This is a genomic window from Streptomyces solicamelliae (assembly GCF_045348655.1).
GTDB lineage: Bacteria > Actinomycetota > Actinomycetes > Streptomycetales > Streptomycetaceae > Streptomyces > Streptomyces solicamelliae.
Genome location: NZ_CP160404.1, coordinates 993,131 through 1,007,497 on the forward strand (window position 1 = coordinate 993,131; position 14,367 = coordinate 1,007,497).

At 72.0% G+C, this 14,367-nt stretch carries 15 protein-coding genes; 10 read left to right on the forward strand and 5 right to left on the reverse strand.

Features of this window, described 5'->3' with window-relative positions; genetic code table 11:
- Window positions 1-67: 67 nt before the first annotated feature.
- A complete protein-coding gene (locus ABZO31_RS04555; protein WP_024760806.1) occupies window positions 68-508 on the reverse strand; it encodes an Lrp/AsnC family transcriptional regulator in 441 nt (146 codons plus the stop codon).
- A 247-nt stretch (window positions 509-755) separates the two neighbouring features.
- On the opposite strand from ABZO31_RS04555, the gene ABZO31_RS04560 reads away from it, so the two are divergent.
- Window positions 756-1,130 carry a hypothetical protein gene (locus ABZO31_RS04560; RefSeq protein WP_406859643.1) on the forward strand — a complete coding sequence of 125 codons (375 nt, stop codon included), beginning with the start codon at window positions 756-758 and terminating at the stop codon, window positions 1,128-1,130.
- Window positions 1,131-1,164: 34 nt separating this feature from the next.
- Here ABZO31_RS04560 and ABZO31_RS04565 read toward each other — a convergent pair whose 3' ends face one another.
- Window positions 1,165-2,256 (reverse strand): phosphotransferase family protein, encoded by a 1,092-nt coding sequence (locus tag ABZO31_RS04565; protein WP_406859644.1) that lies wholly within the window; start codon window positions 2,254-2,256, stop codon window positions 1,165-1,167.
- 14 nt (window positions 2,257-2,270) lie between these two features.
- Window positions 2,271-3,392 carry a DUF7064 domain-containing protein gene (locus tag ABZO31_RS04570; protein ID WP_406859645.1) on the reverse strand — a complete coding sequence of 374 codons (1,122 nt, stop codon included), beginning with the start codon at window positions 3,390-3,392 and terminating at the stop codon, window positions 2,271-2,273.
- 179 nt (window positions 3,393-3,571) lie between these two features.
- On the opposite strand from ABZO31_RS04570, the gene ABZO31_RS04575 reads away from it, so the two are divergent.
- Entirely contained in the window at window positions 3,572-3,844 is a 273-nt protein-coding gene (locus ABZO31_RS04575; RefSeq protein ID WP_406859646.1) for a hypothetical protein, read from the forward strand.
- Here ABZO31_RS04575 and ABZO31_RS04580 read toward each other — a convergent pair.
- On the reverse strand, window positions 3,807-4,979 hold the full coding sequence (locus ABZO31_RS04580; RefSeq protein WP_406859647.1) for an acyl-CoA dehydrogenase family protein: 1,173 nt from the start codon (window positions 4,977-4,979) through the stop codon (window positions 3,807-3,809). The two genes, ABZO31_RS04575 and ABZO31_RS04580, sit on opposite strands and share 38 nt — an antisense overlap.
- A gap of 532 nt (window positions 4,980-5,511) precedes the next feature.
- Between ABZO31_RS04580 and ABZO31_RS04585 the strand changes: the two genes are divergently transcribed.
- Window positions 5,512-6,102 (forward strand): sugar transferase, encoded by a 591-nt coding sequence (locus ABZO31_RS04585; protein WP_406859648.1) that lies wholly within the window; start codon window positions 5,512-5,514, stop codon window positions 6,100-6,102.
- Between the two features lie 246 nt (window positions 6,103-6,348).
- Here ABZO31_RS04585 and ABZO31_RS04590 read toward each other — a convergent pair whose 3' ends face one another.
- Window positions 6,349-7,422, reverse strand: a complete 1,074-nt coding sequence (locus ABZO31_RS04590) for a hypothetical protein (RefSeq protein ID WP_406859649.1) — start codon at window positions 7,420-7,422, stop codon at window positions 6,349-6,351.
- Between the two features lie 232 nt (window positions 7,423-7,654).
- On the opposite strand from ABZO31_RS04590, the gene ABZO31_RS04595 reads away from it, so the two are divergent.
- From ABZO31_RS04595 to ABZO31_RS04625, 7 genes are all read left to right on the forward strand, one after another.
- The gene (locus ABZO31_RS04595; RefSeq protein ID WP_406859650.1) at window positions 7,655-8,497 is read left to right on the forward strand and encodes a glycosyltransferase family 2 protein; all 843 of its coding nucleotides are present in this window, start codon (window positions 7,655-7,657) and stop codon (window positions 8,495-8,497) included.
- 2 nt (window positions 8,498-8,499) lie between these two features.
- A complete protein-coding gene (locus ABZO31_RS04600; protein WP_406859651.1) occupies window positions 8,500-9,840 on the forward strand; it encodes a hypothetical protein in 1,341 nt (446 codons plus the stop codon).
- Between the two features lie 37 nt (window positions 9,841-9,877).
- Window positions 9,878-10,888 (forward strand): GDP-mannose 4,6-dehydratase, encoded by a 1,011-nt coding sequence (gene gmd, locus ABZO31_RS04605; RefSeq protein ID WP_406859652.1) that lies wholly within the window; start codon window positions 9,878-9,880, stop codon window positions 10,886-10,888.
- Between the two features lie 9 nt (window positions 10,889-10,897).
- Window positions 10,898-12,355, forward strand: a complete 1,458-nt coding sequence (locus ABZO31_RS04610) for an oligosaccharide flippase family protein (RefSeq protein ID WP_406859653.1) — start codon at window positions 10,898-10,900, stop codon at window positions 12,353-12,355.
- A 23-nt stretch (window positions 12,356-12,378) separates the two neighbouring features.
- The gene (locus tag ABZO31_RS04615; protein ID WP_406859654.1) at window positions 12,379-13,530 is read left to right on the forward strand and encodes a glycosyltransferase family 4 protein; all 1,152 of its coding nucleotides are present in this window, start codon (window positions 12,379-12,381) and stop codon (window positions 13,528-13,530) included.
- Window positions 13,531-13,655: 125 nt separating this feature from the next.
- Entirely contained in the window at window positions 13,656-13,913 is a 258-nt protein-coding gene (locus ABZO31_RS04620) for a hypothetical protein (protein ID WP_406859656.1), read from the forward strand.
- 30 nt (window positions 13,914-13,943) lie between these two features.
- The gene (locus ABZO31_RS04625; RefSeq protein ID WP_406859657.1) at window positions 13,944-14,351 is read left to right on the forward strand and encodes a hypothetical protein; all 408 of its coding nucleotides are present in this window, start codon (window positions 13,944-13,946) and stop codon (window positions 14,349-14,351) included.
- The last annotated feature ends 16 nt before the right edge of the window (window positions 14,352-14,367 follow it).

The window sequence follows — 14,367 nt, forward strand, 5'->3', positions numbered from 1 at the left end:
ACTGACGACAACGCGGCGAGCGCGCGTGCCAGACGCCGCGAGCCCGGCATGATCCGGAAGGGACGGCCTAGATGCGCGGCGGTCTGGCCTCGTACGGCGTCGAGAGCACGACGGTGGTGCGGCTGGAGACGCCGGCCTGGGAGCGGATCCGGCTGAGCAGGTGCTCCAGCTCCAGCGGCGTGGCGACGCGCACCTTGAGGATGTAGTTCTCCTCGCCGGCGACGCTGTGGCAGGCCTCGATCTCCGGGATGTCGGCGAGCCGGTCCGGGGTGTCGTCGGGGGCGCTGGGGTCGAAGGGTTTCACCGAGATGAACGCGGTGAGGGGCAGGCCCACGGCCTCGGGGTCGACGACCGCGGCATAGCCGCGGATCACCCCGCGCTGCTCGAGCCGCCGGACGCGCTGATGCACCGCCGAGGTGGACAGGCCGGTGGCCTTGCCCAGGTCGGTGTAGCTCATGCGCCCGTCCTTGACGAGCAATTCGACGATCTGACGATCCAGCTCCTCCATGCGGTCAACCTATTGCCCCGGCTCCGGATCGGCACAGCCGGGTGGCGTCCCGATGTGGCGCGATTGGGCGGGTGCGCGGCATGTGGGCGGCGTCCGCGCGGCACCTGCGGCGGGCATGTGACGAACGCCACAGGCTTGCCGTGGAGTGGATCGTGACCTCGCGGTTATACGGCGGGTCCGCTGGGAATTGCTTGCTGTGGTCGAGGCCATACGTACGTGGCCGGCCCACCCGAGGGGGAGATTCTCCATGCAGGAGCCCGTTGATTCCGTCGTGACCTCCGAGGACGACGTCCTCGACGCCTACGACACCTTCGAGATGTACCGGGTCGTCTGCCCGGACTGCGCCCAGCCGATCGCGCTGCTCGCGGACGAGGACGTGCTCCCCGAGCACGCGCTCTGCCCGACGCCGTGGCACCCGTTCACGCTGACCGTGTGCTCGGGCACCGGTCGCGCGGCGGCGGACGCCCGGCCCGCGGACGAGACCCTCGAGGTCCAGGAGCAGGACATGGGCCTTCTGCTGACGCTTCCGCAGGGACTCGACTGGCGGACGCAGCCCTTCTCGCACGTCGGCGGTCCGGGCTCGCGTCCGCTGAAGGTGCCGCAGATGCGCCGCGCCGCCTGACGACGGCGCCGCACTCCCTGCCGGCCGCCCCTTCCTACCAGTAGTCCCCGCGCACCATCGCCGCCAGCGTGGCGTGGTGCAGGATCAGCCCGTCCGGATTCTCCGGCACCTCGACCTCTCCGAAGTGCGCCTGCCGGTACGCGACCCTGAGCATCACGATCGCGTGCCGCAGGGCCGCGTAGAGGGTGTGGAACTCCATGTCGCGCGGCGTGTGGCCGGTCAGTTCGGCGTACCGCCGCTCGACGGCGTCGCGGCGCAGGAAGTCCGGCAGTCCGGGCTGGCCGAAGCTCACCGTCAGGTCCTGGAAGAACCGGTGCAGGTAGACGGTCCAGCCCAGGTCGACCTCGCGCGGTGCGTATCCGGCCATCTCCCAATCGAGGACGGCGGCCGGTTCGAAGCCGTCGTAGACGATGTTCCCGATACGGGCGTCGCCCCAGTTGAGCACGGCGGGTCCTTCGTCGGCGGGCCAGTGGTCCTCCAGCCGGGCGAAGGCGGACTCGATCAGCGGCGAGGGCGCGAGCCCCTTCACCACCCAGGCGTAGTAGGCGCGTTGGGCGTCGACGTGCCGGCGCAGCGGGCTGCCGGTGCCGTCCGGCAGCAGGAACGCGGCCTGCTCCGCGGGGAACTGGTCGTGCAGCCGGGCGAGGACGCCGACGGAGGCGTCCTCCAGGCGGGCGCGTTCGGCGTCGGTGGCGGCGTGCAGCCAGTTCCCCTCGTACGTGTAGGGCATGACGTCCGGCGGGACGCGGCCGTCGGCCCGTTCCATGACGAAGAACGGCGCACCGAGCGGTCCGGGGTCGGTCTCCAGCCAGAGCACCCGGGGCACCGGCAGGTCGGTGTGCTCGCCGACCAGCCGCATCACCCGGTGCTGCCGTTCCATGTCGTACACGGGGAAGATCGTGTACGCGGCGGGGTCGGCTGCCAGCCGCAGGGCGCAGCCGCGGGCCGGGGCGTCGGGGTGGTCGACGGTGAACAGCAGGGTCTCGCTGGACATGCCGTTGGAGCCGGGGACGGACAGGTCGGCGATCCGGACGCCGGGCAGTCGCGGCTCGAGCCAGGCGGTGAGCCGCCGCCCGAGCTCCTCGGGATCGCGGGTGGTGGTGCGGGGGCGGGGGGCGGTGGCCATGGGCTGGTCCCTCCTCATTCGGCGACGGCCGTGTGGTCGGCGAAGCCGCTGGGGTCGTGACGGCCGAAGGAACCGTGCTCGAAGATCCCGTATCCGGTGCGGCCGTCGAGGGTGAAGCGGGCGGAGTGGTCGGTGACGCCGTACGCGGCCAGGGGGTGGGCGGCCGGGTCGGACAGGTCGTACACCCGGCGGTCGGTCCAGTCGCGGCCCTGCCAGCTGCCGTGCTGCCAGTCGGCGGCGGGCGGGTAGCCGGCGCCGACGGCGAGCGGGGAGGAGGCCAGGATCTCGACGCCGAGTTCCAGGGGCTTGCCGGCGGGGTCGGTGAGGTGGACGACGGCGCGTTCGGGGTGGCGGCTGCCGGGGCGGTAGGCGATGTCGGTGCGGGGCCAGCCGAGTTGGGCGTCGCGGTGCCCGTTCCGTACGAGGAGGGCGTCGTTGAGGGTGCGGTACCCGTCGGCGTCCTCCTGCACGACGACCATGACGAAGCGGTCGTCGAAGCGCACCGGGATCCAGAGCCAGTGGAAGCCCTCGGGGCGGAACTCGTCGGCGCGGCCGGGTTCCTCGCCGGGCAGGGGGCGGACGCCCCAGCTGCGGTCCCGGGTCCCGGTCCACTCCCCCGGGGTGACCGTGAACTCCTCGCCGCCGGCCCGGATGACGCCGGCGCAGTGCCCGGCCTGGACGAACCGGCGGCCCTCCAGCATGAGCCGGCCGCCGCGGCGCTGGACGTGGTGGGGCTCCCAGACGGCCGGGAAGTCACCGGTCCAGTCGAGGTCGAAGGAGAGGCCGTCGGGGTCGTCGGGATCGGGGTCGCAGTGCAGCGAGAGCCGCTGGAGGGGTATGTCGACGGTGATGCGTACCGGCCCGACGGCCAGGTTCATGCGGTCGTCGCCGAGGGCGTCGGAGGCGCGCACCGCGTGCAGCCGGTCGCCTGTGCGCAGGGTGGCGTAGGCGTCGATGACGCCGGTGTTGGGGTAGACGCCGAGGCCGGCGATGAGCAGCGCACGGCCGGCGTGGTCGAAGACATGGAAGATGCACCGGTCGTAGGCGTTCCGGTCGCCGCTGACGTGGTGCTTCATCGACAGCGGGGCCTGATGCACGGGGTACTCGTCGAGCGCGACGGGCCGGTCCTCTGACACGTGTGACCTCCGGGTCGTCCTCTGGTCGGCGAAGGGAAATTGACGGTACGTCAGAAACTCCTCGGCCGACCAGAGCCGTGCGCGCCCGGCTCGCCGTTCCGGCCCCCGGGTAAGGGGCGAACCTTCGCTCGAATAGGGGCGACGGTGACCCCTCCAGGGTGATGAACGTTGAACGTGGCATGACCTCGACCTACACCGCCCCGAGCGGGTACGGACGGTGGACCCGGGTGGACGCCGGCGCGGAAGAATCGGTTCCGCAGCCGACTCCGCCCCCTGCCGACCCGCCCATCTACCAGGCGATGATCCGCCAGTGGGCGAGCCACGGCCGGACCCTGCCGGGCCGCCGCGACCCGGAGTGGAGCCGGCTCGCCGCGGCTCCGGTCTGGTCCGACCGCACCGTCCGGGCCAGCGGGGTCAGCGGGACTCTGGTCCCACAACGTGACGAGCGATGACCATCCGCTGGATCTGGTTGGTGCCCTCCACGATCTGCAGCACCTTCGCCTCGCGCATCAGCCGCTCCACCGGGAAGTCGGCGGTGTACCCGTAACCGCCGAGCACCTGCACCGCGTCGGTCGTCACCTGCATCGCCGTGTCCGAGCAGGACAGCTTGGCCATCGCCGCCTCCCGGGCGAACGGCAGTCCGGCGTCGCGCAGCCGGGCCGCCTCCAGGTACAGCGCCCGGCCCGCCGCGATGCGGGTCGCCATGTCCGCGAGCAGGAAGCGCAGCCCCTGGAAGTCGGCGATCGGCCGGCCGAACTGGCGGCGCTCCCGCGCGTACGCCACGGCCTCGTCGAGCGCGGCCTGCGCCACCCCGATCGCGCAGGCGGCGATGCCGAGCCGGCCGGAGTCCAGCGCGGCGAGCGCGATGGTGAAGCCCTGCCCCTCCTCGCCGATGCGGCGCGCGTCCGGCACGCGCACCCCGTCGAGGTGCACCTGGGCGGTGGGCGAGCCCTTCATGCCCATCTTCCGCTCGGGGGCGGCGGCGGACAGCCCCGGGGCGTCGCCGGGTACGAGAAAGGCGGTGATCCCCCTGGGACCGGGGCCTCCGGTGCGGGCCAGCACCGTGTAGAAGTCGGCGACTCCCCCGTGCGTGATCCACGCCTTGGTGCCGTCGAGCACCCAGTCCCCGCCGTCCCGCTCCGCGCGGGTCCGCAGCGCGGCGGCGTCCGAGCCGGACGACGGCTCGGACAGGCAGTACGCGCCGAGCAGCCCGCCCCCGAGCATCGCGGGCAGGTGCGCGGCCCGCTGCTCCTCCGTCCCGAAGTGGGCCAGCGCGTGGCAGGACAGCGTGTGCACGCTGACACCGAGCCCGACGGTGAGCCGGGCCGCGGCCAGTTCCTCCAGCATCTGCAGATAGACCTCGTACGGCTGGTCACCGCCGCCGTACGCGGAGTCGTACGGCAGCGCCAGCAGCCCCGTACCGGACAACAGCGTGAACAGCTCGCGCGGGAAACGCCCGGCGGCCTCCTCCTCCGCGGCGCGTGGCGCGATCTCGCGCTCGGCGAGCTCCCTGACCAGGACCAGCAGGTCCCGGGCCTCGTCACTGGGCAGCCTGCGGGCCACCGGCTGCGGGGCACGGTCGGACATGACGGCGCACTCCTCCCTGTAGGGCGTGACTCACAGGGCCGATGCTGCCCGTCCGGGTCGCGGAGCGGGGCGACCGGCGGCTGTGGCGGGAGGAGTATGCCCGTTCGGCGGGACGCTCAGGCCGACGGTCCGGCCCCGATGCGGCGGCCTCCAGAGCCCTGCGCCGGGCGATTGACGGGCGGGCCGGGAAGGAAGGCAGTGCAGCAGCCGCGGGGGCCTCACGCGGCAGCGGGCGGCGAACCCGGGTGTGCCGGACCGTACGCCCGCGCCCGGCCAGGTGCGGATCACACCGGACAGATGAAGGTGCTTCCCGCTCCCCAGCGTCGAGTGCTTGGAGCCCCGGATCCATGGTCCCGCAGCTGTGAAACCGGTGCCACCGAGCCCACGAACGCGCCGGTACGCCGCAAGGTGGACTCCGGCTGTGGGGCTCGTGTGCCTGCCGGGGACGGCCTCGCCGATCGTGATAGGTCCTGACCTGAAGTGGCTCCTCACGACGGCTGCCAGCGGTCTCACACGAATGGATACGGCGTTCATGCGGATCAAACGTGTCATCGATCTGGCAGTCGGTGCGGCACTGCTCGTCCTGGCGTCTCCCCTGTTCCTCGCCATCTCCTTCGCCGTCGCCGCCACATCGCCGGGCGGCGTGATCTTCCGCCAGGTGCGGGCGGGGCTGGACGGTCGCCCCTTCGAGATGCTCAAGTTCCGCACCATGCGCGACGGAGCGGACAGCCAGCGCGGCACGATGGCCGCGTGCAACGAGACGAACGGCCATCTCTTCAAGATCCGTGACGACCCCCGGGTCACGCCGTTGGGCAGGGTGCTGCGGCGGCTGTCCCTGGACGAACTGCCGCAGCTGGTCAACGTGCTGCGTGGGGAGATGTCGCTCGTCGGCCCGCGGCCCCTGCCGCTGCTCGACTCCGGCTACGGCGGCCCGGCCCGCGCCCGGCTCTCCGTGCCGCCCGGCCTGACCGGTCTGTGGCAGGTGAGCGGTCGTTCGGAGCTCCCCTGGGAGGAGATGGTCCGGCTCGACCTCTACTACGTGCACCACCGTTCGGTCCGCATGGACCTCGCGATCCTCGCCCGGACGGCTCCCGCGGTGCTGACCGCACGAGGCGCCCACTGAGGGCGGCACCCGTCGGGAGTCAGTGCCGTACGGCGTCGGCCGCGCGTTGCTCCACGTACCAGGTCGTCCACGGGCGGGAGTTCGCAGCGCGGTGTCCCCTGCCTCAGTCGACCACGCGCGGTGCGCCCGGCTCCCGGTCCCCTGAAGCGCCTCGTCGAGGACGGACCGCTCGGCGAACTCGGCGTGGATGCGGCCGGAGCCGGGACCTTCTCCCTCCGGACGGTCGTGCGAGCGCGTTCCGTACGCTCAGTGCGCGCGCAGTACGGCGGTGAGCTGCACCATGCGGCTGTACAGGGGCCTCAGGCGCATCTGCATGCGCTCCGTGGTCACCTTCTCGACGACATCGCCGCAGAAGTTGAGCAGTGCGCGCTGGGGCGTCCGCCGCGTGGCCGACAGCATCGCCCCGGCCTTCCTGCGGAACTCCTCCGGTGAGGACGTCCAGAACCAGGACCGCCGGTCGACGGCATCGCGGTACATGCGCTGGAACCCAAGGTCCTTCTCGTACGGGAGGTTCCACAGCGTCAGGCCCAGGATCGTGTCCCGGTCGGTGAGGTAGCGGCGGTAGGGCGCGGTGGGGACGACGCGCACGTGGCTGCTCATCTCCGCCACGGGCGTGCCGCGCACCGCGTAGTTCATGAAGTGCTCGTCCTGGAAGAAGCCCTGTCCGCCTCGGTCGTACCGGGCCATGGACAGCTGCCACGCCTTGTCGATGCGCTCGAGCAGGGGCGACATCCAGCGTTCGGGAATCACGTACACGGAGCCGTTGAACATCTCGTGACCGGTGGCCGGTTCGCCGAGCTCGAGGTGCATCGACGCGCTCAGTTCCCGGTACCCGTCCAGCTTTCTCGACCCCGGCTTGGCCACGTCCTCAAGCCGCTCGGCCTGTACGCCCACCGCGTCGCCCACGCGCGTGATCAGGTCGTCGAGCGGACGCACGCACAGGACGTCGGGCTCGGTGAACACCTGCACTCCGGCACGGCCGCGCAGCGCTTCCATCGCGTCGAGGTGGTAGAGCGAAGCGCCCCACACCTTGGCGTAGCCCTCCGGAGGCCGGTGGGCGAAGGGGGTCAGCAGGACCTCGACGCCGATGCGCGACAGTTCCCCGTGGAACGGCTCCGGCAGCGGGTCCGTGGTCACGAGCGCCAGATCGGCGCCGGGATTCCAGCGGCGGAGCGAGCCGTAGGCGGAGGCCATGCACCGGTAGTACATGTACGCCGTCGGTTCACCCAGCCGGCCACGACCGTACGGGCTCTGGGCCGACGGCATCCGTGCGAAGGCCATGGCCACGGTGACCTTGCGCGATGAAGAACTCGCTGTCATTCCCTCTCCTTCCGCACGGCCGGACGAGGCGGCCGATGCCAGGACACGCGGGGCGACGACATGCTCGACGGACGGCTGTCGGCAGCCGAGAATCCACACATTGGTCACGTATACCTGATTTGGGCAAATCTGTCCCAGAGATTCCCACTCTGCACGAGAACAGAGATCACGTCTCTGCCGAGACTGCTTGCGCCAGGGAGACCGTATGGACGCGCCGTGCATTGCCGTGCTGATGGCCAGTCACAATCGCCGTGAGAAGACCCTTGCCGCGCTGGAGTCGCTGGAACGCCAGCGCGGTCTGCCTCCCGGTACGGCCGTGCGGGTGCATCTGGTGGACGCGGCGAGCACCGACGGCACCCCGCAGCTGGTCGCCGAGCGGTTCCCGGACGTCGACGTGGTGGGCGCGGGCCCGAACGTCTTCTGGGGCGAAGGCATGCGCATCGCCGCCGGCCGGAGCCTGCGGTCCGGACTGCCGCCCTTCACCCACCACTTGTGGCTCAACGACGACGTGCGGCTCGCGGACGACGCGCTCTCCCTGCTGCTCGACACCGCCGACGCGGTCGGGGGGATGGCGGTGGTGGTCGGCCCCGTCCACTCCACGGACGGCAGGCGCACCACGTACTCGGGCCTGCGACACTGCGGCCGGCCGTGGTGGCACCCGTACCGGCACGACCTGGTGATGATCGAGCCGACCGGCCGACCCGAGCGCTGCGACACCCACCACGGCAACGTGGTGCTCGTGCCCCGCCAGGTACGGGACCACGTGGGTGACATCGACCGGCGCTTCTGGCACAACATGGGCGACTACGACCACGGGTTCCGGGCCCGGCGCGCCGGCATGGGACCGTTCGTCGCACCGCGCCACGTCGGAGCCTGCGACACGAACCCGCCGTTGAGCGGATCCAAGGAACCCGGCATCGGCGCCCGCGAGGCGCTGCGCCGGATCACCTCGCGGCGCGAACTGCCGTGCCGCGCCTGGTGGGTCTACTGCGCCCGGCATCTGTGGCCGTGGGCGCCGGTGCTGATGTGCTCGCCGTACGTCAAGACCTTCCTGCGCGCGATGCGAAGCCGGTGATCGTGTCCATCGCCCAGAACCCCGCGACCGCCCTGCTCGCCTGCGGCGGGCTGGCGGTCTTCGCCCTGCTGGTCACCACGCTCGTGCGCAGACCGGGGATCGGCATCGGCCTGCTCATGGCGGGCCAGTTCTCCCTCGTCCTGGGAGACGCCGGGCCTCCCCCGCTCCCCGTGGGCGGCCTGAACCTCACGGTGCCGGACGTACTGGCAGCCGCCGCGACCCTGGCCGTCCCGGTCCAGCTCGTGGTGCATCCCCGCGCCCGGCCGAGCCTGCAGCGCCGGGCACTGTGGCTGCTCTGCGCGATCGCCCTCGGATCCCTGCTCGTGGGCATGGCCGAGCACGGGCTGCAGGCCGCCGCGAACGACGCGCGGACGTCGTTCGTGTACGTGCTCGGCCCGGCGCTGTACGTCGTCACCGCGAACCCCCGCCGGGATCTGACCGGTGTCGTCGTACGGATCTGGACCGCGGCCGCCGTCGGGTACGTGCTGGTCGCAGTGGTGTGGTGGTCGCAGTACGGCGTCGGCTCCAGCTCCTCCGCGGTGGTGATCGACGGTCAGGTCGTCGGCGGGCGCGGCATCCCGGCCGTGGCGGCGTTCATCGTCGCCCAGGCGGCGGTGATGCTGCTCGTGGTGCGGGCGACACGGCTGCGCGTCCTGCTCGTCGCGGGCCCGCTCCTGCTCTCCGTACTGCTGCTGCAGCACCGTTCCGTGTGGGCGGCCGTCGTCGCGATGGCCGGCGGCTGGCTGCTGCTGCGGCCGGGAGGGGGGCTGCGCAAGGCGATCGCCGGGGGCGCCATCGCCGTCGCCGGGACGGCCGCCGTGATCACCATGGCCGGTCAGCCGGCGGGCGGGCTGGGCGCGGACCTCGCCGAATCGGCTTCGAACGCGAGCACCTGGGAGTGGCGGGTCACCGGCTGGCTCCAGCTCGTGGACCGCCTGGAGGGTGTGGGCGACTGGCTGCTCGGTCTCCCCTTCGGCAGCGGGTACGAGCGACTCATGGGCGACGTCGTCACGGAGGTCCACCCGCACAGCTTCTATGTGCTCATGCTGCTCAGGGTCGGGCTCCTCGGGCTGGCCCTGCTGTCGGTGACCGTCCTCGCCTCGCTCCGCGGCTGCGGCCGGACGTCGTCGACCGGACTGCTGCTGTGGCTGCTCGTCGCCGGAGAGACGGCCTACTGGATCACCTACGAACCGACGATGCCCGACGGCCTGCTGCTGGGGCTGCTGGTCCGGTACTCCTCCCGGATCCCGGGCGGGCCGTCGCTGCCCGTGCCGAAGACACGGGAGGCCCGACCGGGGGCCGTCACCCCCGTGGCGGCGACACCGCCCACAACCGTCGAATAAGCCCCGTATGTCCACTATCTCCCACTAGGGTGCGCACATGTCTGCCAAGAAGGCGTTGATCACGGGTATCACCGGCCAGGACGGCTCGTATCTCGCGGAGCTGCTGCTGGCCAAGGGGTACACCGTCCACGGACTGATCCGTCGCTCGTCCGCGTTCAACACGCAGCGGATCGACCACCTCTACCAGGATCCGCACGACCCCGACGCCCGGCTCCTCCTCCACTACGGCGACCTCGCCGACGGCAGCCGCATCACCACCCTGCTGGAGCGGCTCCAGCCGGACGAGGTCTACCACCTCGCCGCCCAGTCGCACGTCAGGGTCTCCTTCGACGAACCGGAGTTCACCGGTTCCACCACGGGGCTCGGCACCGTGCGACTGCTTGAGGCGATCCGGATGACCGGACTGCCCTGCCGGTTCTACCAGGCGTCCAGCTCCGAGATGTTCGGCATGACCCCGCCGCCCCAGGCGGAGAACACTCCCTTCCACCCGCGTTCCCCCTACGCGGCCGCGAAGGTCTACGCCTACTGGGCCACGCGCAACTACCGTGAGGCGTACGGGATGTTCGCCGTCAACGGCATCCTTTTCAACCACGAGTCGCCGCGCCGCGGCGAGACCTTCGTGACCCGCAAGATCGCCCGCGCCGCCGCGCGGATCGCCCGCGGCGAGCAGGAGTTCCTCTACCTCGGCAACCTCGAGGCCCGTCGCGACTGGGGCTACGCCCTGGAATACGTCGACGCCATGTGGCGGATGCTCCAGTGCGACCAGCCGGACGACTACGTCGTCGCCACCGGCACCAGCCACAGCGTCCGCGACTTCCTCGGCTTCTGCTTCGAGCACGCCGGCCTCGACTGGGAGAAACACGTCCGCTTCGACGAGCGCTACCTGCGCCCCTCCGAGGTCCCCGATCTGATCGGCGACGCCACGAAGGCCCGGCGCGAACTGGGCTGGCAGCCCAGCGTGTACGCCCCTGAACTGGCGCGCATCATGGTCGACGCCGAACTGAGACTGCCGGCCGGGCCCGCCCCGCTCCGCGAAGTCCCCTCCTGATCGCGCGCGATGACCGCGACGAATCCGGGCGGGTCAGGATCACGCGGCGTCCTCGTCGTGCTGGCCTGGAACTCGTCCGGCGCGATCATCGGCGCGATCCTCCAACTCTGCTACACCGCCTACACGGCCCGCATGGTGTCCCCCGGCGCCTACGGCGCCTACGCCGTCGCCACCACCCTCATGACGCTCCTCGCGCCATTCGCCTGCCCCGGACTCGGCACGTACCTGTTGCGCGCCGAACGGCTGACACAGCGCATGGTGCGCACGGCGTGGAAGGTGTCGGCGGCGACCGGCGCGGTGTGCTGTGCGGTGGTACAGGCCGTCACTCCGCTCTGCGTCGCCGTGTGGGATCTGCCGGATGCCGGTCCGCTGCTCCGGCTGGCCGCCCTTCAGGCGCTCGTCCAGCCGGCGGCCGCCGTGGCGGTCACGGCACTGCGACGGCTCGGCCAGGGACGGTTCACCGCACTGACCGAACTGGTCTGCCAGGCCGGGGGGATGGCCACGGCCTCGGCCCTGCTCGCCCTGGGATGGACGCCCTACGGCCTGGCTGTCGCCCCGGCTCTGGGCGCCGCGTACACGCTCGTGGTGAGCGGCCCGCGGCTCCATCGGGCCGCGGCGGAGGACGGACCGCCGGTGCCGGTCCGCTCCATGCTGGGCCTGTCCGGCGCGTTCGCCGGGTACAGCCTGATCCAGTCGCTCACGCTCAGCGCACCGCTGTGGGCGGTGACCCGCGGCCTCGGCGCCACGGCCGCGGGGCAGTTCTCCCGGGCCACCCTGACGACCGCCCTGCCGGGCGACATGCTGTTCCAGAACTTCCACCGCGCCGTGACTCCGGCGCTCGCCCGCAGGAACGGCAACGGGCTGCCGCTCGGCCCCGCCGTCCGCGATGTGCTGAGCGCCGCCTCGGCGCTGGCGTTCGTCTTCTTCGGGGCGATCGCCGGAGCCGGGCCGTCGGCCCTGCGGCTGCTGCTGGGTCCCGGCTGGGAGACGGCCTGCACCCTGGTGCCGGTCCTCGCCCTCGGCGCCGCGTTCACGCTGCTCTACAACGTCTGCTACGCCGTGGACGAGGTGCGCAAGGCGATGGGCGCCCTGCTGCGGATCCAGGTCGCGGTCAGCATCGCCACGGTCGTCACCGCCGCAGCCGCGGCAGTGGCGCGCGATCTCACGCTGCTCGCCTCCGCCGTCGCCGTCGGGACCGGCCTCGGCCATCTCCTGCAGCTTCGGCGCTGGTACCGGGACGGGGTGGTGCCGCCTGCGGCGCTGGCCCGGCCCTACCTCGTGCACACGGCCGTCGGTGCGGCGCTGTGGGCGAGCGGTTCGGCCGGGGCCTCCCTGGGCGGGACGCCCCTGGCCGCGACCGGCTGCTCCCTGCTCGGCATGCTCCCGGTCGCCCTCGTCTGCCTCGCGGCACGCCGCCGGATGCCGCTGTACGCGACGGCCGTGCAGCGCGGTCTCGTCTCCCCGTAAGTCCCCTCCCCCGAGGAGCTGTCATGCACATCGGCTTCGCAGGGCCGATCCCGGCTGCCTTCCTGCGCGACTCCTTCGGCTGCGAGCCGCCGCCCACGGACGGCCCGACGTTCATCGGGCAGCTCGTGCACGGGTGGCTGGAGCAAGGGCACCGGGTCACCGTCTACGCCCACCACACCGAACTCCGGCAGCCGTGGGCCAAGGCGGACGGGCCGCTCAGGGCCGTCGTCGTGCCGAGGCGGCGGCGCGCCCGCGACTACCTGCGGGACTACTTCCGTGTCGAGCGGGAGCAACTGGCGTCTGCCATGCGAGAGCACCGTCCCGACGTGGTGAACGCCCACTGGACGTACGAGTTCGCGCTGGCCGCGCTGGCCAGCGGGCGGCCCGCCTACGTCACCGCCCACGACGCGCCGCTGCGCTGCGCCTGGGAGATGCGCACCGCCTTCCGCTGGCTGTACAACGCCATGGCGGTGCCTGCGGTGCACCGGGCGACCGCGCTCAGCGCCGTCAGCCCGTACACGGCCCGGCATCTGCGTCGCTGCCTGGGTGTACGCCGCCCGGTGCGGGTCATCCCCAACGGAATCCCGGTCCAGGACTTCCCAGGTGCCGTCGTACGGGACTGCGCCGCAGCACCCGTCTTCGCCACTGTCCTCAACGGCTGGGGACCGCTGAAGAACGGCGAGGCCGTGCTGCGCGCCTTCCCGGCCGTGCGGGCCGTGCTGCCCGGTGCGCGGCTGCTGCTGCTCGGCCAGGGGTTCGGTCCCGGAGGGCCGGCCGCCGAATGGGCGGCGCAGCGCTCGCTCACCGACGGCGTCGACTTCGCCGGCCCCGCCGCCCACGACGCGCTGCTGAACCGGATCGCGGGGGAGGCGGACGTGCTGGTCCACCCCTCGCGCGTCGAGGCGTGCCCGCTGACCCTGATCGAGGCCATGGCCATGGGGGTGCCGATCGTCGCCGGTGCGCGCAGCGGCGGCGTGCCCTGGGTGCTCGACGAGGGACGGGCCGGAATGCTCGCGGATGTCGGTTCGCCCGCGTCCCTGGCCTCCGCGATGGTGCGCCTCGGCGGCGACCGCGCGCTGCGCACCCGCCTGGCCCGTGCGGGTCGTGAACATGCCATGGCGGCCTTCGACGTCAAGGAGACGGCCGCGGCCTATCTGCGCTGGTTCGGCGCCTGACCGCGCGCTGCCGCCGGCTTGCGCCGAACGGGTGGGACTCGATGGAACCACTGCACACGGGGCCGGTGAAGGGCGGGCGGATGGATAGCGTCGTGCCGCGCGTTCGGACTCCGAAGGGTGATCACATGACGCAGGTGCCGGCCTCTGCAATGACGGTTCTCCGACAAGTCATTCGTCCCGCGACGTCCTGGCTCCACCCGAGCCGTCCGCCGCTCAACGGGCAGCAGTTCCGTCAGCGCCTGTTCCGCAGTCTGATCCGCGAGTTCGAACCGCAGGCGGTCTTCGAATCCGGCACGTACTACGGGGACTCCACCCAGTTTCTGTGGAACGTGTCCGGCCGGCCGGTGCACACGGTGGAGAAGAACCCGGGTTTCGCGCGCTGAAGCAGCCAGCGCTTCCGGAGGATCCCGGAGGTGGTGGTGCACACCGGCGACTCGCGAGCGGCGCTCCTTCGACTGCGGAGTTCCGACAGCTTCCCCAAGTCGCGGGTCCTGTTCTACCTGGACGCCCACTGGGAGTCGGATCTGCCCCTCCGCGAAGAAGTCTCACTCGTCACCGGCACCTGGACGGACTCGGTGATCGTCATCGACGACTTCAAGGTCCCCGACGACAGCGGGTACACCTTCGACGTCTACGGGGGCCAGGCGCTGTCCATGGAGTACCTGGGGCAGGGGGTGGTCGATCCCTACGAGGTGTTCTGGCCGAACTGCCCGTCCAGCGCCGAGACCGGCGCACGGCGCGGTTGCGTCGTCCTGGCCGCCCCCGCCGTCGCGCGGCAGGTGGAGGGGCTCCCGGAGCTGCGGCGCGCGGCCGCCGTGTAGGACCCCCCCCCGGCAC